The organism is Stenotrophomonas sp. OVS01A, from assembly GCF_019969775.1.
Taxonomy (GTDB): Bacteria; Pseudomonadota; Gammaproteobacteria; order Xanthomonadales; family Xanthomonadaceae; genus Stenotrophomonas; species Stenotrophomonas indicatrix.
In genome coordinates this window covers 990,930-1,010,050 of sequence record NZ_JAHXYV010000001.1, presented here as the reverse complement: position 1 = coordinate 1,010,050, position 19,121 = coordinate 990,930, and the positions used below count along the sequence as shown (strand labels likewise).

The 19,121-nt window shown below is 66.2% G+C and carries 16 protein-coding genes; 9 read left to right on the top strand and 7 right to left on the bottom strand.

The features are described from left to right. Positions 1-63: 63 nt before the first annotated feature. From fabV to tgt, 5 genes are all read right to left on the bottom strand, one after another. The gene (gene fabV / locus LC407_RS04830; protein ID WP_025875119.1) at positions 64-1,323 is read right to left on the bottom strand and encodes an enoyl-ACP reductase FabV; all 1,260 of its coding nucleotides are present in this window, start codon (positions 1,321-1,323) and stop codon (positions 64-66) included. 670 nt (positions 1,324-1,993) lie between these two features. Further along, positions 1,994-2,974: a protein translocase subunit SecF gene (gene secF / locus LC407_RS04825; protein WP_025875120.1), complete on the bottom strand. Its 981-nt coding sequence runs from the start codon at positions 2,972-2,974 to the stop codon at positions 1,994-1,996. Positions 2,975-2,989: 15 nt separating this feature from the next. Then, complete coding sequence (gene secD, locus LC407_RS04820; protein ID WP_059063857.1) at positions 2,990-4,846, bottom strand: protein translocase subunit SecD; 1,857 nt, start codon at positions 4,844-4,846, stop codon at positions 2,990-2,992. Positions 4,847-4,907: 61 nt separating this feature from the next. Beyond that, positions 4,908-5,252, bottom strand: a complete 345-nt coding sequence (yajC, locus tag LC407_RS04815; RefSeq protein ID WP_025875124.1) for a preprotein translocase subunit YajC — start codon at positions 5,250-5,252, stop codon at positions 4,908-4,910. A 136-nt stretch (positions 5,253-5,388) separates the two neighbouring features. Further along, complete coding sequence (tgt, locus tag LC407_RS04810) at positions 5,389-6,519, bottom strand: tRNA guanosine(34) transglycosylase Tgt (RefSeq protein ID WP_025875126.1); 1,131 nt, start codon at positions 6,517-6,519, stop codon at positions 5,389-5,391. A 165-nt stretch (positions 6,520-6,684) separates the two neighbouring features. On the opposite strand from tgt, the gene LC407_RS04805 reads away from it, so the two are divergent. Continuing rightward, a complete protein-coding gene (locus LC407_RS04805) occupies positions 6,685-7,758 on the top strand; it encodes a type VI immunity family protein (RefSeq protein WP_223482274.1) in 1,074 nt (357 codons plus the stop codon). Next, on the top strand, positions 7,755-8,096 hold the full coding sequence (locus tag LC407_RS04800; protein WP_223482273.1) for a hypothetical protein: 342 nt from the start codon (positions 7,755-7,757) through the stop codon (positions 8,094-8,096). Before LC407_RS04805 ends, LC407_RS04800 begins: the two co-directional genes overlap by 4 nt. 107 nt (positions 8,097-8,203) lie before the next feature. Here LC407_RS04800 and queA read toward each other — a convergent pair whose 3' ends face one another. Beyond that, a complete protein-coding gene (gene queA, locus LC407_RS04795) occupies positions 8,204-9,271 on the bottom strand; it encodes a tRNA preQ1(34) S-adenosylmethionine ribosyltransferase-isomerase QueA (RefSeq protein WP_033830878.1) in 1,068 nt (355 codons plus the stop codon). 210 nt (positions 9,272-9,481) lie between these two features. Between queA and LC407_RS04790 the strand changes: the two genes are divergently transcribed. Beyond that, positions 9,482-10,978: an aminotransferase class III-fold pyridoxal phosphate-dependent enzyme gene (locus LC407_RS04790; protein ID WP_223482272.1), complete on the top strand. Its 1,497-nt coding sequence runs from the start codon at positions 9,482-9,484 to the stop codon at positions 10,976-10,978. A 194-nt stretch (positions 10,979-11,172) separates the two neighbouring features. Beyond that, positions 11,173-11,766: a TIGR00730 family Rossman fold protein gene (locus tag LC407_RS04785; RefSeq protein ID WP_025875132.1), complete on the top strand. Its 594-nt coding sequence runs from the start codon at positions 11,173-11,175 to the stop codon at positions 11,764-11,766. A gap of 19 nt (positions 11,767-11,785) precedes the next feature. On the opposite strand, the gene LC407_RS04780 is transcribed toward LC407_RS04785, so the two are convergent. Next, positions 11,786-14,632, bottom strand: coding sequence for an EAL domain-containing protein (locus tag LC407_RS04780; protein ID WP_223482271.1), 2,847 nt, complete (start codon positions 14,630-14,632; stop codon positions 11,786-11,788). 247 nt (positions 14,633-14,879) lie between these two features. Between LC407_RS04780 and LC407_RS04775 the strand changes: the two genes are divergently transcribed. The 5 genes from LC407_RS04775 (at position 14,880) to LC407_RS04755 (ending at position 19,043) form a co-directional block, all read left to right on the top strand. After that, positions 14,880-15,398 (top strand): RNA polymerase sigma factor, encoded by a 519-nt coding sequence (locus LC407_RS04775; protein ID WP_229291374.1) that lies wholly within the window; start codon positions 14,880-14,882, stop codon positions 15,396-15,398. Continuing rightward, positions 15,395-16,378 (top strand): hypothetical protein, encoded by a 984-nt coding sequence (locus LC407_RS04770; RefSeq protein WP_223482270.1) that lies wholly within the window; start codon positions 15,395-15,397, stop codon positions 16,376-16,378. Before LC407_RS04775 ends, LC407_RS04770 begins: the two co-directional genes overlap by 4 nt. A 34-nt stretch (positions 16,379-16,412) precedes the next feature. Continuing rightward, positions 16,413-17,009: a YigZ family protein gene (locus tag LC407_RS04765; RefSeq protein WP_223482269.1), complete on the top strand. Its 597-nt coding sequence runs from the start codon at positions 16,413-16,415 to the stop codon at positions 17,007-17,009. Beyond that, on the top strand, positions 17,002-18,780 hold the full coding sequence (locus LC407_RS04760) for an ABC transporter transmembrane domain-containing protein (RefSeq protein WP_223482268.1): 1,779 nt from the start codon (positions 17,002-17,004) through the stop codon (positions 18,778-18,780). Before LC407_RS04765 ends, LC407_RS04760 begins: the two co-directional genes overlap by 8 nt. A gap of 68 nt (positions 18,781-18,848) precedes the next feature. Next, positions 18,849-19,043: a hypothetical protein gene (locus tag LC407_RS04755; protein WP_025875144.1), complete on the top strand. Its 195-nt coding sequence runs from the start codon at positions 18,849-18,851 to the stop codon at positions 19,041-19,043. The last annotated feature ends 78 nt before the right edge of the window (positions 19,044-19,121 follow it).

Below are 19,121 nucleotides of genomic sequence, written 5' to 3'. Positions count from 1 at the left end.
TCGCCGGGCATGGCCCGGCGCTACCCATGAAGAAGGCCGGCTTGCGCCGGCCTTTTCCGCTGATCAGGTCAGATCGACCAGGTTGTCGATCTTCACGTCCGGGTTGACGTCGGCTTCGTAGTCGACACCTTCGACGCCGAAACCGAACAGGCGCAGGAAATCGGCCTTGTAGCCGGCCAGGTCGCTGATCTCGTACAGGTTCTCGTTGGTCACCTGCGGCCACAGCGCCAGCACCTTGCCCTGCACGTCAGCGGCCATTTCCTTGTAGTCGGCGCGCAGGCGGCCTTCCTCATCGATCAGCGCAACGGTATGGCCATCGCCATCGACCAGGTCGTGGCGCAGGCGATCGACCGCCACGCCATCGGCCTTGGCGCCGTACAGGATGTCGTACAGCACGTCGAGCTGCTCGATGCAGCCTTCGTGGGTGCCCTTTTCCTTCATCACCTTGAACAGCAGCGACAGGTACAGCGGCATGGTCGGAATGGCCGAGCTGGCCTGGGTCACGACCGCCTTCAACACCGACACGCGCGCATCCCCGCCGATCCTGGCCAGCTTCTCACGCAGCCCCAGAACCTTGTCGTCCAGATCCTTCTTGGCAGCACCGATGGAGCCGTTCCAGTAGATCGCCTGGGTGATCTCTTCGCCCACATAGGTGAAGGCCGTGGTGGTGCAGCCGTTGGCCAGCACGCCGGCATCGGCCAGCGCGTCGATCCACATCTGCCAGTCCTCGCCGCCCATCACCGCGACGGTGCCGGCGATTTCTTCCGGGGTGGCCGGCTGCAGATGGGTTTCGGTCAGCACTTCCTTGTCGGTATCCAGGCCACGCAGGGTGATCGGCTCGCCGATCGGCTTCAGCGTGGAGCTGATGATCTCTCCCGTCTTGGGATGCTTGCGGCGCGGTGCGGCCAGGCTGTAGACCACCTGGTCGACCTGGCCGAGATCGGCCTTGATCATCTCGATGGTCTTGGCCTTCACCTCATCGGAGAACGCATCGCCGTTGATGCTCTTGGCATACAGACCCGCTTCGTCGGCGTACTTGTGGAACGCCGCCGAGTTGTACCAGCCCGCCGTGCCCGGCTTGGTTTCACTGCCCGGGCGCTCGAAGAAGATGCCCAGGGTTGCCGCGCCACTGCCGAAGGCGGCAGTGATGCGCGCGGCCAGGCCGTAGCCGGTCGAGGCGCCGATCACCAGCACGCGCTTGGGGCCGTTCTGGATCGGCGGGCGCGCACGGATGTAGTCGATCTGCTGCTTGACGGCGGCGTCGCAGCCGGTCGGGTGGGTGGTGACGCAGATGAAGCCGCGGACGCGCGGTTTGATGACCATGAAGACCTCGGGTTGGCAGGTGCGGCGCGCGGGGCGCTCAGCAGGAATACGTGGCGCGCGCGTGCGCGCGAACCGCAGGATCGTAGTGCGCGGGGGAAGATTGCACAACCGACGGCGGCGTAGGGTGGAGTTTGTTCTGCAGGGTTGCACCCTGCACCCGCAGAGGCAACGTCGACGGCAGAAGCCGGGTTCCTGTGGGTTGGCGGGGTGGGTCCGGTTGAGGGGGACGCTGCAAGTACGTCCATGTAAGCTCGGTCGCCGCATCCATGCGGCTCACGCCCCCTCAACCGGACCCACCGCGCCTTCGACAGTTTCCCGCGATCTGTTGGAACAGCGTCCGGCCCTGGTAGGTGTCGACCTTGGTCGACACGGATGAGTTCATTCGATATCCGACAGATGTGTCGACCAAGGTCGACGCCTACCAACAGCCGCAGGAATCTGTCGGAGGTGGGGCGGTGTCGGAGTGCGGGGTGTCAGCCGCATGGATGCGGCTGCCAAGCCTACAGGGACGTACTTGCGGCGTCCCCGCACTCCGACACCGCCCCGCCAAACCACGGATACCCGCTTTGGACGTTGACGTTGCTCTTGCCTCGGCGGGTGCAGGGCGCAGCCCTGCCAACAAAAAACCCCGCTTGCGCGGGGTTCTCTGTGTACTGCGTGCAGCAGAGGCTTACGGACGGCGCGCCAGGGCCTCGACGTCCTTGGCCTTGGGCAGCAGGTCCTGCTTGGTCACGCGCAGGGCACCTACGGTCAGCATCGGCACCGCCACCAGGATCGAGGACAGCACCACGATCACCGCACCGATCATGTGCGTCTCGGCCAGGCCTTCCATCGAGCTGCCACCGTACAGGTACAGGGCCAGTGCGGACAGGAAGAACATCACCGCGGTGATCACCGTACGCGACAGCGTCTGGTTGATCGAACGGTTCAGCACTTCCATCGGCTCCACGCGCAGGCTGCGGAAGTTTTCGCGGACGCGGTCGAACACCACGATGATGTCGTTGATCGCAAAGCCCATCACCGACAGCAGGCCGGCCAGCACGGTCAGGTCGAACTCACGGCCGAGCAGCGACACGTAGGCCACCGTCACGATCAGGTCGAACATCGCCACGATGCTCGCGGTGACCGCGAACTTCCATTCGAAACGCACCGCGATGTAGATCAGGAAGCCGGCCAGCATGAAGATGGTGGCGTACAGGCCATTCATCGCCAGGTCCTTGCCGATCTGCGGGCCAACGAACTCGTTACGCAGCACGGTGGCCTGGTTGTCAGCCGAAGAGACCGCCTTGACCACGGCCGCGGCAGTCGCCTTGTCCTCGGCCGAAGCGCCGCCGGTACCCGGAGCGTGCTCACCGTGCGGGGCCAGGCGGATCAGCAGGTCGGTGTTGCCACCGACGCTCTGTACCTGGGCGCCATCGAAGCCGTTCTGCTCAAGTTTGCTGCGGACGTCCTCGACATCCACCGCGTGTTCGAAGCGGGCTTCGATCAGGGTGCCACCGGTGAAGTCCAGAGCGTAGTTGAAGCCCTTGAAGCCGATGATGCCGATCGAGGCCAGGAACACGATGATCGTGACGACCATCGCGACATGGCGCCAGCGCATGAAGTCGATCTTGGTATCGTTCGGGAGGATGTGCAGCGGAAACAGTTTCATGTGCGTGTCGTCCCGTCAGATGGCCACGTTCTGGAGCTTCTTGCGACGGCCGTAGATCAGCGTCGCCAGTGCACGCGATACGGTGATCGCGGTGAACATGGAAGCGAAAATACCGATGATCATGGTCAGCGCGAAGCCCTTCAGCGGACCGGTACCGAATGCGAACAGCGCCACACCGACGATCAGGCCGGTCAGGTTGGCGTCGAGGATGGTGCCCGACGCGCGCTCGTAACCGGTCACGATCGCGGTCTTGCCCGGCACGCCGGCACGCAGCTCTTCACGGATACGCTCGTTGATCAGCACGTTGGCGTCGACCGACAGACCGACCGACAACGCCAGACCGGCGAAGCCCGGCAGGGTCATGGTCGCGCCGAACAGCGACATCACTGCCACCACGATCAGCAGGTTGAACAGCATCGCGATCGAAGTAATGAGGCCGAACATGCGGTAATAGATGGTGAAGAACACCAGGGTGAACATGAACGCATAGACCACCGCGGTGATGCCGTTCTTGACGTTCTCCGCGCCCAGGCTCGGTCCGACCACGCGCTCTTCGACGAAGTCCATCGGCGCAGCCAGCGAGCCCGACTTCAGCAGCTTGGCCAGGTCCTCGGCTTCCTTCTTCTGCAGACCGGTGGTCTGGAAGTTCTTGCCGAACACGCCGTTGATGTTGGCCACCGAGATCACTTCCTCGTTGACCTTGAAGCCACGCACTTCCTCACCGTCGACGACGGTCACGGTCGGCACGCGCTCGGTGTAGACCACCGCCATCGGCTTGTTCACGTTCGCGCTGGTGAAGTCGAACATGCGCTGGCCACCGACGTTGTTCAGCGTCACGCTGACTGCCGGGGTGCCGCTGGTGGAGTCGGTCACCGCCTGCGCGGCGACCATCTGGTCACCGGTGACGATCACGCGCTTGTTCAGCAGCACCGGGCCGCCGTTGTCACGGCGCTGGTAGACCTTCGCTTCCGGCGGAATACGACCCGACGCGATGGCGTCCTGCGCGTTGCCTTCCACCACAGCCCGGTATTCCAGGGTGGCGGTGGCACCGATCATGCGCTTGGCTTCGGCCGTGTCCTGCACGCCCGGCAGCTGCACCACCACGCGATCAGCACCCTGGCGCTGGATGATCGGCTCGGACACGCCGAGCTGGTTCACGCGGTTGCGCAGGGTGTTGATGTTCTGCTCGATGGCGCCGTTGGCGATCTGCGTGATTTCCGCTTCCGGAATGGAGACCGTGATGCGGTTGCCACTGACGTCATAGCCGAGGGTCGGCTGCGCCTTGGCCAGCGCGGCGCGGGCACGGGTACCGGCGTCTTCGCCGGCCGACGGGCTCAGGTTGGCGACGATGGTGTTGTCGGCACGACGCTCGACCGACTGGTAGGCGATGCGCGCATCACGCAGGGTGCTGCGCACGTCCTCGGTGTAGGCGTCCAGGCGCTTGTCCAGCGCGGCTTTCTGGTCGACCTGCAGCACGAAGTGCACGCCGCCCTGCAGGTCCAGGCCCAGCACCATCGGGCGGCCGCCGAGCTTGGCCAGCCAGTCCGGCACGGTCGAGGCCAGGTTCAGGGCAACCGTGTAGTTCTCGCCCACGCTGTCACGCAGCGTATCGCTGGCGGCAGACTGCGACTTCAGGTCCGACAGGCGGACGATCAGGCTGTCCCCTTCCTTCTCTGCACCGATCGTGGTGACACCGGCCTTCTTCAGGTCGGCCAGCACACGGTCGCGCAGCGCATCGTCGATCTGCCCGCCACGGTTGGCGGTGATCTGGATGGCCGGGTCCTTCTGGTACATGTTGGGCAGAGCGTACAGCGTGCTGAGCGCCAGTACGATCACGATGACGACGTACTTCCAGCGTGGAAATTCGAGCATTGCTTGGGTCCCGCGCGGCGCCATCCCCGGCGCCGCGGTTGTGCTTCAGAAAGGGAGTGGCTTACTTGGCCGAATCCAGGGTGCCGGTCGGCAGCACGCTGCCGACAGCGCCCTTCTGCACGCGGATGCGCACGTTCTCGGCCACTTCGACGGTGACGAAGTTGTCGCCGATATCGGTGACCTTGCCGGCGATGCCGCCGTTGGTCAGCACTTCGTCGCCGCGCTTGATCTTCTCCAGCATGGCCTTGTGCTCCTTCTGCCGCTTCATCTGCGGGCGGATCATCAGGAAGTACATGATGGCGATCAGGATGATCGGGAACAGCAGCGTGGTCAGGCCCATGCCCTGCGGTTGGCCGCCAGCGGCCTGGGCGTGGGCGGCGGGAATCAGGAAGGCAAGCAGGTTCATCGTTGGTCCTTTGGTTGGGCGGCGCTTCGGCCGTTTCACGGGCACGAGGTGTCGACCGCGGATCTGGGTCAGCCTTGAAGTATGCCACGGCCCCGGGCGTTCGTCCTTGGGCCGTTTGGCAGGGGGTGCTGCGGGTTTACAGGGGCGGCGCTACCGCCCCGCGTGCTGCGTAGAAGGACTCGCGGAAGGCCAGGAAGGTTCCCGCCTCGATGGCCGCGCGGATGTCGGCCATCAGTTTTTCGTAATAGAAGAGGTTGTGCTGGGTGCCCAGCATCGGCGCCAGCATCTCGTTGCAGCGGTCCAGATGGCGCAGGTACGAGCGCGTATAGCCGCCGGCACAGGCCACGCAGCCACAGCCCGGCTCGATCGGGTCCATGTCCCGCGCGTACTGCGAATTGCGGATGCGGACGGTGCCGAACGAGGTGAAATAGTGGCCGTTGCGCGCATTGCGGGTCGGCATCACGCAATCGAACATGTCCACGCCACGGGCGACACCCTCGACCAGGTCTTCAGGGCGGCCAACGCCCATCAGGTAGCGCGGACGGTCGGCCGGCAGCTCCGGGTCCAGATGGTCGAGCATGGCGTTGCGCTCGTCTTCCGGTTCGCCCACGGCCAGGCCGCCAATGGCATAGCCGTCGAAGCCGATCCCCTGCAGGGCCTCGGCCGAACGGCTGCGCAGGTCGGTGTGCACCCCGCCCTGGACAATGCCGAACAGGGCCGCATCGTTGCCCAGTTCGTCATGCGCGTTGCGGCTGCGCTGGGCCCAGCGCAGGCTCAGTTCCATCGACCGGCGGGCGACGTCCTCGGTGGCCGGGTACGGCGTGCACTCGTCGAAGATCATCACCACGTCCGAATCGAGCACCTTCTGGATCTTCATGCTCTCCTCCGGGCCCAGGAACACCCGGGCACCGTCGGTCGGCGAGGCGAAGGTCACGCCCTGCTCGGTGATCTTGCGGCGGTGGGCCAGCGAGAACACCTGGAAGCCGCCGGAGTCGGTCAGGATCGGGCCATCCCAGCGGCAGAAGCCGTGCAGGCCGCCGTGGTCGGCGATGATGTCCAGGCCCGGCCGCAGGTACAGGTGGAAGGTGTTGCCGAGGATGATCTCGGCGCCCAGCGCACGCACCTGGTCCGGCAGGATCCCCTTGACCGAGCCATAGGTCCCCACCGGCATGAAGGCCGGCGTTTCCACCGTGCCACGCGGGAAGGTCAGGCGGCCACGGCGGGCGCGGCCATCACGGGTCTGGAGCTGGAACTGCAATCGGGACATGGAGCGGTCGTTCGGGCAAATAGTTGTCTATTGTCTCCCAAAACCGGGCCCACCGGCCATTCATGTCTGAACTGCATTAACCCGCCCGCCTTGCTGACGCATTTGGCCTTGGCGGTTGGAAGCCGATTTCCTAGGGTAGCTCGCCAGAAAGCTGAGACTTCATTCATGCCCTCCTCGCACCAGATTCCAGTCGAACTGCCGTGGTCTCCGGAGGCGCTGGCGGCTTTCGAATTTCCTGGCGACCTGCTTCTTCCGCGCGGCCCCCGGAACTATGTGGGCGCCGTGATGTGCCTGCGCCTGACGCTGTACTTCAAGGACGCACACACTGCCGCAACCAGAGAGCGCCTGTGCCTCTGCTTCGACGCGTTCCGCGAGCTCGCTGGGGATGCACTGTCATGGCTGTGGCGCGAGAAACCACCGCGCGGCATGCCGAAGCAGCGCGTCAAGAACAGCCAGCCCTTGCGCGACATGATCGGAACCATGTCGGAAGATGACCACCTGAGCTTCTGCTATACCAGCGGCGCCAACGCCGAGGACGCTGGAGCTTGGCAGTTCCTTGTTTACGGTAAGCGCGGCTGGCAATCCCGGATGGGCGACGACATGAGTGTCCTCGAGTTGTCTGTCCCGACCGGCCATTTCTCAGGAGAGAAATGCCAGTTCATTGAATTTGCGATCAAATGTGCACATTGGTTGAGGGCCGCACATGGGCATGCGGGCTACGCCTTGAATCTGAGCCCAGTGCGCCGAGAGCGCAATGAGCCCATTGAAGCAGTGCTGGCCCAGCGCCTTCCAGGCCTGGACGCGGGGATCGCTGCCCTCCTGGCGAACCGGGCGGAACTCAAGCATCTCAAGTTCAAGACGGTGAGCTGGTTGACCCTACTGGATGACGCCCGGCTAGCGGCGGCTGGAGGGTTTGATCAGCTCCGCAGCGCTCTTTCCGAGCCATATTTCAGGCTCCAAGGGTATGGCAGTGGTGTCTTGATCCAGGCTGGAGCAAGACCCCTCGCCTACGCTGATGCAGAAGATCCTCGACCCCCTGAATATGTACTGCTCGACCATCAACTCCGGGGCCTCCGACCTGCGTCGGTCGGAAATCTCCATTTCAACCCAAAGTCCGCAGAGCCGAGGCTGATCGGCCGGCTCGCCGATCAGTGGATGCGTCGATTTGAAGTCGATGCTTCAGAGATTCCGATCCACGAAGCAAGGCTTGCTCGGCAGCATCCACGCACATACGAATGAGCAAAGGCGAGCAAATAAACAACGACCGAAAAAACCTGGAAAGAATTCTGGGGGGAAGAATCGAGCAACGAGCCGATCGAATCGCCCCGGGCATCAATCCCGTAGCCGGAGTGGAAGTTATCTACTTCGAGGCTGACAGAACGGCCCGCGCGGCAAGACAATTCGATGCGCTGCTGGACTCTGCTGGCGAGCTCACCGTGAGCAGCGGTGGCATCGTATCGGACAGTTGCTGGATAACCCTGCCCAGCGGCCAGTGCTTCCTCGCCCTTTCCTTCCACGCCGATCTGGATGGATGGCGGAAGGCGGTAGAAGCTGGTGCAAGGACCTTGATCTACTGATTCCAGCGGCAGTAGAGCCACGCCATGCGTGGCTTTCCTGGCCTCCAGACATCTGCAAGTGCGCACCAACGGTGCGCACCCACCACAAGCAAGCAGAGATCAGCGCGTCAACCCGCCTGCGGGAACAGCAGCATCGCGTCGCCGTAGCTGAAGAAGCGGTAGCGCTGCTCGATCGCGTGCTGATAAGCCTCGAACACGCGCTCCTTGCCGGCAAACGCCGAGATCATCATCAGCAGCGTGCTTTCGGGCAGATGGAAATTGGTCACCATCGCGTCGACGCTGCGGATCCGGTAGCCGGGGGTGATGAAGATCTGCGTTTCGCCCGCGAACGGCAGCAATTCCCCCTCACGCATCGCACTTTCCAGCGCGCGCACCACGGTCGTGCCGACGCCGATCACCCGGCCACCGGCCGCACGCGTGCGTCGCACCTGCTGGACCAGCTCGGCACCGACGTTCAGCCACTCGCGGTGCATGACGTGGTCCTTCAGGTCGTCGGCGCGCACCGGCTGGAACGTGCCTGCGCCCACGTGCAGGGTGACGTGGCCGAAATCCACGCCCTTGTCCTTCAGTGCTGCCAGCAGCGCCTCATCGAAGTGCAGGCCTGCGGTCGGTGCCGCCACGGCGCCCACTTCGCGCGCGAACACGGTCTGGTAGCGCTCGCGGTCGTCCACGCCGGGCTCGCGCTGGATGTAGGGCGGCAACGGCAGCCGGCCAGCGTGCAGCAGCCACTGCTCCAGCGATTCCGGCACATGGAACTGCAGCACGTAGAACTCGCCATCGCGGCCCAGCACTTCGGCTTCGCCACCGGCATCCAGGGCAATGCGGCTGCCGGCCTTCGGCGACTTGCTGGCACCGACCTGGGCCCGGGCCTGCTGGCCGCCGAGCAGCCGCTCGATCAGGATCTCCACGCGGCCACCGCTGGCCTTCTGCCCGAACAGGCGCGCCGGAATCACCCGGGTGTCGTTGAACACCAGCAGGTCGCCCGGTTGCAGCAGCGATGGCAGGTCGCGCACCTGCAGGTCGGTGAAGGCGGTCGGCGCCGGTGGCACCAGCAGAAGGCGGCTCGCCGAGCGTTCGGCCAAGGGGGCCTGGGCGATCAGTTCGGCCGGCAGTTCGTAATGGAAATCGGACTTCTTCAAGGCAGTGGACGGCAACAGGTCGACAATGGCGCGCATTGTACGTCCAGCGTCTGCGAGCCGGCACGAGCGAGGCCGAACGTCGCGCAAAATGCTGCTATGCAGCAGTCTTTTGCGGGGTTATCGCGCAAAAAAACAAGTGCTAGCATCGACGAGGAAGTCCGCTGCACGAGCCCGCCCCAAGCGCGCGTGAAGACGCGCGTTTTGCTTTTGAAGGCCCGTGCGACCCAACGTTTCAGGAGATCTGCAATGAGCTTCATCGAACGCCTCGCCCCCCTCCGCACCCAGCCCGGCACCCGCCTCACCAACGGCCTGGATGACGCAACCCTGACCGCCCTCGCCGCCAACCACCCGCAGCTGGTCGCCGCGGTCGATGCCGCTGCTGCCGAATTCGCGCGCGTGCAGGCTGAGCTGGGGCCGCTGCTGGCGCAGGATGAGCAGGCGCAGATCGATGCCATGCAGGACGGCTTCGTCAATTTCTACGCCGATGATGCGGTGACCCCGTACGTGGCGCTGGCCGCGCGCGGTCCGTGGGTGGTCACCCTGAAAGGCGCGGTGCTGTACGACGCCGGCGGCTACGGCATGCTGGGCTTCGGCCACACCCCGGACGCCGTCATGCAGGCGATGTCACGGCCGCAGGTGATGGCCAACATCATGACCCCCAGCCTGTCCCAGCAGCGCTTCATCACCGCGCTGCGGGCCGAGATCGGCCACCGTCGTGGCGGCTGCCCGTTCACGCGCTTCATGTGCCTGAATTCCGGCTCTGAAGCGGTTGGCCTGGCCGCGCGCATCGCCGACGTCAACGCCAAGCTGCAGACCGACCCGGGTGCCCGCCATGCCGGTGCGGCAATCAAGCGCGTAGTCATCAAGGGCAGCTTCCACGGCCGCACCGACCGACCGGCGCTGTATTCCGATTCCAGCCGCAAGACCTACATGCAGCATCTGGCCAGCTACCGTGGCGAGGAGTCGGTGATCACCGTCGCCCCGTACGACGAGGCCGGCCTGCGCAAGGTGTTCGAGGATGCCGCGCACAACAACTGGTTCATCGAAGCGGTGTTCCTGGAGCCGGTGATGGGCGAAGGTGACCCGGGCCGCTCCGTGCCGCCGGCGTTCTATGCACTGGCCCGCGAACTGACCCGCGCCCACGGCAGCCTGCTGCTGCTGGACTCGATCCAGGCCGGCCTGCGCGCCCATGGCGTGCTGTCGGTGGTCGACTATCCGGGCTTCGAAGGCCTGGACGCGCCGGACATGGAAACCTACTCCAAGGCACTGAACGCCGCGCAGTATCCGCTTTCGGTGCTGGCCGTGACCGAGCACGCCGCGCAGCTGTACCGCAAGGGCATCTACGGCAACACCATGACCAGCAATCCGCGTGCGCTGGACGTGGCCTGCGCCACCCTGGCCCAGTTGACCCCGCAGGTCCGCGCCAACATCGCCGAGCGCGGTGCCGAGGCCGTGCGCAAGCTGGAGCAGCTGAAGAACGAACTGGGCGGCCTGATCACCAAGGTGCAGGGCACCGGCCTGCTGTTCTCCTGCGAACTGGCCCCGCAGTTCAAGTGCTATGGCGCCAATTCCACCGAGGAATGGCTGCGCCAGCACGGCATCAACGTGATCCATGGTGGCGAGAACTCGCTGCGCTTCACCCCGCACTTCGGCATGGACAGCAGCGAGCTGGACCTGCTGGTAGGCATGGTGGGCCGTGCGCTGCGTGAAGGGCCGCGCCGCGAACAGGCGGCCGCTGCGTAATCCCAGACCCTCGTAGAGCCGGGCGCTGCCCGGCTGAAGGGCTGGCCCTGATCTGAACGAAATATCGCCGGGCAAAGCCCGGCGCTACAGAGAACAACGGCAAAGCCTCATAATTGCCCGGACACCCCGCCCTGCGACCGGCTTCACTGGTTGACCGCGGGGCGTTTTCGTTTCCGGCCAAGACAGGAAGATCCATGAAGTCGATCTGTGTGTACTGCGGTTCCAACGCTGGCAGCAAGCCGGTCTACACCGAACGCGCCATCGCGCTGGGCGATCGCATCGCCCGCGACGGCATGCGCCTGGTGTACGGCGGCGGCAATGTCGGCCTGATGGGTACCGTGGCCAATGCCGTGCTCGCCGCCGGCGGTGAGGTCACCGGCGTGATTCCGCGCCAGCTGGCCGACTGGGAAGTGGCCCATCGCGGCCTGACCGAACTGGAGATCGTCGGTTCGATGCATGAGCGCAAGTCGCGCATGTTCGATCTGTCCGATGGCTTCGTCGCCCTGCCCGGCGGCTTCGGCACCATGGAAGAGATCTTCGAGATGCTGACCTGGCGCCAGCTCGGCATCGGCAACAAGCCCTGCGCGTTCCTCGATGTGGACGGCTTCTATGCGCCGCTGATCGGCATGATCGATCGCATGGTGGAAGAGCGCTTCCTGCACCCCGAGCAGCGCCAGGACCTGTGGTACGGCTCGGACATCGAGGAGATGCTGGCCTGGATGAAGAACTACCAGCCGGCCCAGGCCTCGAAGTGGATCGACGAGAAGCGCCGCGCGGCGCTGCGTTGAGGACTACGTGCGCGGTGGCTCAGGCTGCCGCGCGCGTCCACGGTGCCGGCCGGCCCAGCAGGTAGCCCTGGCCGTAGTCGCAGCCGAGCTCGAACAGCGTGGCACGCTGCGCCTCGGTCTCGATGCCTTCGCCGATCGTCTCGATGCCCAGCGTGCGTGCCAGCGACAGCACGCCTTCGACCAGCGCGCGCGTGCTCTGTGCCTCCGGGCCGTGCAGGCCGGCGATGAAGCTCTGGTCGATCTTCAACGTGCTGATCGGGAAACGGTGCAGGTAGGACAGCGCCGAGAAGCCCGTGCCGAAATCGTCCAGCTGCACCTGGATGCCACGTTCACGCAGGCCCTTCAGGATGCGTAGCGTGTGTGGACCGTCGTCGAGCAGCGCCACCTCGGTGATCTCCAGGCGCAGCCGCCGCGGGTCCGCGTTGCTCGCCTCCAGCAGGCCATACAGGCGCCCGCTGAACTCGGCGGAGCGGAAATGCCGTGGCGACACGTTGACCGACACATAGCCACGCCCGCCGTCGGCAAGGCCGGCAATGACCTGCTCATAGATCAGCCAGTCGACCTGTTCGATCAGGCCACTTTCCTCACCCAGTTCCAGGAACGCGCCCGGCAGCAGCAGTCCACGGCGCTCGTGCTTCCAGCGCAGCAGGGCCTCGTGGCCGACCACCTCGCCGTCGGAGAGGCGCACGATCGGCTGGTAGAACGGCACGAAATCACGGTTGTTGATCGCCCGCCGCAGGTCGGCCTCGAGATCCAGGCTGCGCAGCGCCTGCTCGCGCATTTCCTCATCGAAGATCGAGCAGCGGTCGTGGCCCTGGGCCTTGGCCCGGTACATCGCCGCATCGGCGTCGCGCAGCAGTTCCTCGCCGGTGCGATAGCGCGGGTTCCACAAGGCGATGCCCAGGCTGCCGGAGGGGAACAGCTCGCGACCGGCGATCCACATCGATTCCTGCAGCGCCAGCAACAGCCGCTGGCCGAAATCCAGCGCCTGCGCCAGGCCCTCCGGACAGTGCAGCAGCACGGCGAACTCATCACCGCCCAGGCGCGCCACCACATCGTTGTCGCCGGCCATGGACACGATGCGCTTGGCTACTTCCACCAGCATGCGATCGCCGGCGGCGTGACCGATGCTGTCGTTGACCAGCTTGAAGCGGTCAAGGTCCAGGAACAGCACCGCGAACACCGGGCCACCTTCGCGCCGGGCCAGCGCCAGCGCATCCTGCAGCCTGTCCAGCAGGTGCAGGCGATTGGGCAGTCCGGTCAGCGCGTCGTGCATCGCCTGGTGGGTCAGTCGCTGCTCGGCGCGCAGGCGCTCGCCGATCTGGCCCAGCAGTTTTTCGTTCACCTCGCCCAGCTCGCGGGTGCGCTCCTCCACCCGCTTTTCCAGCTCGGCATGCGCCGAGCGCAGTCGTTGCTGGTCGCGCTGGCGCGCAAGACCGGTGCCGATGTTCTGCGCAACGAAGATCAGCAGGCGCTGGTCATGCACGCTGAAGGCGATCTGCTCGGTGTAACTCTGCACCACGATCGCACCGACCACTTCGTCGTCGCGCAGCAACGGCACGCCGAGCCAGCACTGCGAACGTGCGCCGGATTCGCGCACCTCGCCGGTTTCCAGCAGCGCATCGATCTGCGCACGCGAGGCCAGCAGGGGCCGACGATGGCGGACTACGTACTCGGTCAGGCCACGACTGAACGCGCGCGGTGCACGACTCGCGTTGTGCTCGTCGACCGAATAGACGAAATCCAGCCCATCGCCCTCGGCATTGACCAGCGCGATATAGAAATTGCGCGCATCCAGCAAGCGCCCGACCACGCCGTGCACCTGCCCGTAGAACTGCGCCAGGCTGTCGGCCGACATCGCCATTTCGGCGATGTTGTACAGCGCGGTCTGCAACTGCTCGGCGCGGCGGCGCTCGGCCACTTCATCCTGCAGGCTGAGATTGGCGCGCTGCAGTTCCTGCGTGCGGCGTTCCACCTGCTGCTCCAGCCGCACCTGCGCCTGGCGGCGGTCCATGGCGGTCTGCACGTGCTGGGCGACAAAACCCAGCAGGGCCCGTTCGGCCTCGCCGTAGCGGTCGGCATGCTCGTAGCTCTGCACCACGATCGCACCACACACCCGGCCATCGCGCAGCATCGGCACGCCCAGCCAGTCCAGGCTCTCCGGACCGCGCTGCGGGTCGTGCTCCTGGTCTACCCGCGCCAGCAGTTCGCGCGAAGGCCCGCTCAACGGCCGGCCATGCCGCAGCAGCGCTACTGTCAGGCTGCGCGGCATCTGGTCGATGTCGTAGCCCTGGGCAGGATCGGCGACGAAATCATCGACCTGGTCGGCGAAGTACAGGAAGCGGATCTGCCGGCGGGCATCGTCATACTCGACGATGTAGCAGTTCTGCGCATACATCAGCGTGCCCAGCACGCCATGCACGTGGCGCAGCATCTCGCTCATTTCCAGGTCGGCACCGGCCAGGTCGGCAATCTGGAACAGGGCCTGCTGTAACCGCTCAGCTTCTTCCAGCGCCTTGATCTGCCCCGCCTGGCGGCCCCGCTGCAGGGCCAGCTCCATGGCCTGCCGGGCCAGCCCCCACCAGGCCGGGGAAGGCGTCGCGCCGCGTACCGACAGCAGCAGCCGGGCGCCGTCGTATTCCCAGCCGTGGCGGCCTTCAGCATGGTCGGCCAGCGGCTGCCAGATGTCCTCCTCGCCACCGCCGATCGGCCAACCGCCCTGCCCGCTGCCGAGCTGCGGATCGTCCCAGCCGACGCGCACGATCGCCGTTTCCGGCAGCAGCGCATGCAGCGCGCGCACCAGCGCTGCGCTCAGCACAGGCTCGTTGTTTGACGCTTCCAGCGCGCGGTCGGCTTCGGTGGACAAATGACGTTCTCTTGGCGCCGCCTGAGCGCCGCCTCCCCTGAATTACCGAGCATAACGCGCCACCCGGGGGGCAATGGAAGCCCGGCAACCCCGAAACGTGCCCTCGGGCGTTTTTCCTTTCGATCCCCTCCCGGTTCCTGCCGTGACTGTCGCCCTGTCCCACCCCATCGCTGGCTATGCGCCACCGCCTGCAGGGCTTACCCTGTACGGCGTGGATGCCAGCGCCCTGCCAACCGATGAAGCCTTGATGCTGGCCTGGGCCGCCGGTGAAGTGCACGCGTTCGAAAGCCTGTATGCCCGTCATCGCAAGCGCCTGTTCGGCTTCCTGCTGCGGCAGCTGCGCGACACCGCGCTGGCCGAGGAGATGTTCCAGGACGTCTGGCAGCGGGTGATCAGCGCGCGTGCAGGCTGGCAGGCCGATGCCGCCTTCAGCACTTGGCTGTTCCGCATCGCCCACAACCGCCTGAACGACCACTGGCGCGCCGCCCGCCATCGCCCCCCTGCACCGGCCGATGCCGATCTGCGCTTGGCCGCGCTGGAAGATGGGCAGACACCGGAAGCGGAACTGTCCGAATTCGAGCAACGTCGCCGCATCCAGCTGGCGATGGAAGAATTGCCCGCAGAACAGCGCGAAGTGCTGCAGCTGCGGCTGGAACAGGAACTGAGCCTGGAGGAGATCGGCCAGATCACCGGCGTTGGCCGGGAAACCGTGAAATCGCGGCTGCGCTATGCGATGGACAAGCTGCGTGCGGGACTGAACGCATGAACCGAGACGATGCACTGACGCCGGAAGAACGCGAACTGGCACGCCTGCTTGGGCGCCGCACCGAACAGGGCCCTCCGCCGGCACTGGATGCGGCGATCCTCGCCGCTGCGCGTGCGGCCGTGGAGACGCCAGCACGCGAGGCGGCCCCAGCGCCGGTGGCACCGCGCACGCTGCGCCCGCGCCGCCGCTGGCCGGCCGTATTCGGCGTGGCCGCATCGGCGGTGTTCGCCGTTGGCATCGCCTGGCAGATGCGTCCAGAGCCGCCCTCGGCCCCTGCCGAGGCAGTTGCCACCGCGCCGGCTACACAGGAAATGGCGGCCGATGCGAGCGCCGAAGGCACGGCCTACGACAGCGCGGCCGCCGATGTCGCGGCCACCGAAGCCGCACCGGTACCTGCACCGGCCGCAGCACCGGCACCTGCGGCGGCCAAGGCAGCACCGGCACCGGCACCGACCATCGCGGAGGTGGTGAAACCCGCGCCTGCCGCACCCCGGCAGGCACCTGCTCCGATGATGGCGCCGGCACCGCCACCTGCGCCGGCAGCCGACACAGCGTTTGCGCCGCCTCCGATGCCAGCGGCAGCGCCCCCCGCGGCCGAAGCCTATTCGGCACCTGCGCCTGCGGCCCCTGCCGCGGCGATGAGGGCGCGCAAGGCCACTGCGGCGGCGGCCGAATCAATATCCTCCGCACAGGCCACGGCCGAAGACCGCGTCGCGCTCACCGCGGCCAAGCAGGACGCGGCCGGCAGAACCGCGCCTGGCGTCATGCGCCGCGCAAGCGACGCGAACCTCAGCGCGGACGCGGTACAGGCCGAAGTGCAGGCCGATGCCCGGCTGCCACGCCGGCAATGGCTGCAGAAGATCCGCGAGCGCCGCGACGCCGGCCAGCGCGACCTGGCCCGGGCGAGCCTGGAGCGTTATCTGCAGACCTATCCAGAGGCGCGCCTGCCAAAGGATGTGCGACCGTTGCTGGACGACTGAGGCACGTCGGCGGCAAGCCCGTAGAATGAAGGGAATGCCCGACACCCTCGCCCAACCGGTCAACCACACCCTGGACGTCAAGCACAGCCGCTTCATCGCGCATGCCGCGCCGATCGAGAGCGCGTCTGCGGCGATGGCATTTCTGCAGGACGTATCGGTAGCCGATGCGACCCACAACTGCTGGGCCTACCGGCACGGCCAGGACTATCGCTCCAGCGATGACGGCGAGCCCGCCGGCACCGCGGGCCGCCCGATCCTGGCCGCCATCGATGGCCAGGGATTCGACCGGGTGATGGTGGTGGTCACCCGCTGGTTCGGCGGCATCAAGCTGGGCGCCGGTGGCCTGGTCCGGGCTTACGGCGGCGCCGCTGCCGAATGCCTGCGCACCGCGCCGCGCCTGCCACTGGTGGCGATGGCGCGGCTGCAGCTGGTGGCTGGATTCGAGGACCTGGGCGCGCTGCATGCGGCCCTGCCGGCCCACGCGGCCGAAAAGCGCGATGAACAGTTCGATGCCAATGGCGTGAGATTGCGGGTGGAATTGCCCGCAGAGCAGGTCGACGCATTGAAAATCCGCCTGCGCGACGCCACCCGTGATCGTATCCGTATCCAAGATGACCGCCTCGATGACTGACAAGGACGCACCGGCGACCGACCCGGCCTCCCCGCCGCTGCGCCGCCTCGGCAGCCTGCGCACACTGTGGCCGTTCGTGCGCCGCCACAGCGGATTGTTCAGCGCCTGGCTGCTGGCCCTGGCCGTTTCTTCAGCGGCGACCCTGAGCCTGCCGCCGGCGGTGAAGCAGATGATCGACCACGGCTTCAGCAGCGGGGGCCAGATCAACCGTGCCTTTGCATTGCTGATGCTGGTCGCTGTGGTGCTGGCGTTGGCGACGGCGGCGCGCTTCTACTTTGTTTCGCTGCTCGGCGAGAAGGTCGTGGCGGATCTGCGCAGCCGGCTGTACGCGCACCTGATCCAGCTCGGCGCCGGCTTCCACGACCGCAGCCGCAGCGGCGAGCTGGTTTCGCGCCTGACCGCCGACAGCGAACTGCTGCGCAGCGTGGTCGGCTCGACCATGTCCGTGGCGCTGCGCAGCAGTGTCACCGTGGTCGGCAGCCTGGCGATGCTGTTTGTCACCAGTCCGCGGCTGGCCGCCTGGTCGCTGCTCGGCATCCCGCTGGCAGTGCTGCCGATCATCATCGGCGCGCGCAAGCTGCGTACCATCGCGCGCAGCAGCCAGGACCGCATTGCCGATGCCAACAGCCTGGCCAGCGAAACGCTGGGCGCGGTGCGCACCGTGCAAGCGCATGCGCGCGAGCCCTATGAACGCGGCCGTTTCGACCATGCGCTGGGCGATGCGATCCGTGCCGCGCGCCGGCGCATCGGCGCGCAGTCGCTGGTGACCGCCAGCGCCATCCTGCTGGTGTTCGGTGCGATTGTCGGGGTGTTGTGGCTGGGCGCGCACGACGTCATCGACGGGCGGCTCAGCGCCGGTACGTTGGGCCAGTTCGTGCTGTACGCACTGATCGGTGGTGGTTCGGTCGGTGCGCTGGCCGAAGTGTGGAACGAACTGCAGCGCGCATCCGGCGGCATGGGCCGCATCGGCGAGCTGCTGCAGGAAGACATCGAGATCCGTGCGCCGGCCAAGCCGCGTGCGCTGCCACAGCCGCTGCGTGGCGAGATCCGTTTCGACGACGTGGTGTTCAACTACCCGCAGCGACCGGACCAGCCCGCGCTGGACCATTTCAACCTGCACGTGCGGCCGGGTGAAACCGTCGCCCTGGTCGGCCCGTCAGGCGCCGGCAAGAGCACGGTGCTGTCGTTGCTGCTGCGCTTCCACGATCCGGCAAGCGGCCGCATCTGCGTGGACGGCATCGATGTGCGCGAGGTCGATCCGGCCGAGCTTCGCGCGCAGCTGGCGCTGGTGCCGCAGCAACCGACATTGTTCGCCTCCAGTGCGCGCGACAACATCCGCTATGGTCGGCTGGAGGCCAGTGACGCCGAGGTGGAGGACGCAGCCCGTGCCGCCGAGGCCGACGCCTTCCTGCGTGCGCTGCCAGAGGGCTACGACAGCGAACTGGGCGAGCGCGGTGCCCGCCTGTCCGGTGGCCAGCAGCAGCGCGTGGCGATCGCCCGTGCCTTGCTGAAGGACGCACCGATCCTGCTGCTCGACGAAGCCACCAGCGCGCTGGATGCACAGAGCGAACATGGCGTGCAGCAGGCGCTGGAACGCTTGATGGCGGGGCGCACCACGGTAGTCATCGCCCACCGGCTGGCGACCGTGCTGAAGGCCGACCGCATCGTGGTGATGGACCATGGCCGTATCGTGGCCGAAGGCACGCATACGCAGCTGCTGGCTGAAGGCGGCCTGTATGCGGAGCTTGCACGCCTGCAGTTCATCGATTGATGACGGCCGGCTAACACCGGCCGGATCACTCTGGTGGCGTAGCGAAGAACCACTGAAGGAGGCCAAGCATGTCGTTCCGTCAGTTCCCTGCTGTCGACAGCAATGGCGAAAGCCACATCATCATCGAGTTCAAGCCCGAGGCCAGCGGCAGTGGGCATGGCTCCGAAGCGACGCCGCGTTATGAGCTTGATGACGGACGCCAGCTGGTACGCAACGGCCGCGAGTTCACCACCAGCGGCGGTGAGGTCAGGTTGTCGATCTAGCGATCCACCGCGGAGCCGGGCATGCCCCGGCTCTACTGCTGTTCAGGCCAGAAAAAAGGTTGGTCATTTTTTGACCAA

What these genes read in the sequence shown, in the direction of transcription:
- fabV (WP_025875119.1), bottom strand. Translation starts at nt 1,323, where the DNA reads ATGGTCATCAAACCGCGCGTCCGCGGCTTCATCTGCGTCACCACCCAC.
- secF (WP_025875120.1), bottom strand. Translation starts at nt 2,974, where the DNA reads ATGAAACTGTTTCCGCTGCACATCCTCCCGAACGATACCAAGATCGAC.
- secD (WP_059063857.1), bottom strand. Translation starts at nt 4,846, where the DNA reads ATGCTCGAATTTCCACGCTGGAAGTACGTCGTCATCGTGATCGTACTG.
- yajC (WP_025875124.1), bottom strand. Translation starts at nt 5,252, where the DNA reads ATGAACCTGCTTGCCTTCCTGATTCCCGCCGCCCACGCCCAGGCCGCT.
- tgt (WP_025875126.1), bottom strand. Translation starts at nt 6,519, where the DNA reads ATGTCCCGATTGCAGTTCCAGCTCCAGACCCGTGATGGCCGCGCCCGC.
- LC407_RS04805 (WP_223482274.1), top strand. Translation starts at nt 6,685, where the DNA reads ATGCCCTCCTCGCACCAGATTCCAGTCGAACTGCCGTGGTCTCCGGAG.
- LC407_RS04800 (WP_223482273.1), top strand. Translation starts at nt 7,755, where the DNA reads ATGAGCAAAGGCGAGCAAATAAACAACGACCGAAAAAACCTGGAAAGA.
- queA (WP_033830878.1), bottom strand. Translation starts at nt 9,271, where the DNA reads ATGCGCGCCATTGTCGACCTGTTGCCGTCCACTGCCTTGAAGAAGTCC.
- LC407_RS04790 (WP_223482272.1), top strand. Translation starts at nt 9,482, where the DNA reads ATGAGCTTCATCGAACGCCTCGCCCCCCTCCGCACCCAGCCCGGCACC.
- LC407_RS04785 (WP_025875132.1), top strand. Translation starts at nt 11,173, where the DNA reads ATGAAGTCGATCTGTGTGTACTGCGGTTCCAACGCTGGCAGCAAGCCG.
- LC407_RS04775 (WP_229291374.1), top strand. Translation starts at nt 14,880, where the DNA reads ATGCTGGCCTGGGCCGCCGGTGAAGTGCACGCGTTCGAAAGCCTGTAT.
- LC407_RS04770 (WP_223482270.1), top strand. Translation starts at nt 15,395, where the DNA reads ATGAACCGAGACGATGCACTGACGCCGGAAGAACGCGAACTGGCACGC.
- LC407_RS04765 (WP_223482269.1), top strand. Translation starts at nt 16,413, where the DNA reads ATGCCCGACACCCTCGCCCAACCGGTCAACCACACCCTGGACGTCAAG.
- LC407_RS04760 (WP_223482268.1), top strand. Translation starts at nt 17,002, where the DNA reads ATGACTGACAAGGACGCACCGGCGACCGACCCGGCCTCCCCGCCGCTG.
- LC407_RS04755 (WP_025875144.1), top strand. Translation starts at nt 18,849, where the DNA reads ATGTCGTTCCGTCAGTTCCCTGCTGTCGACAGCAATGGCGAAAGCCAC.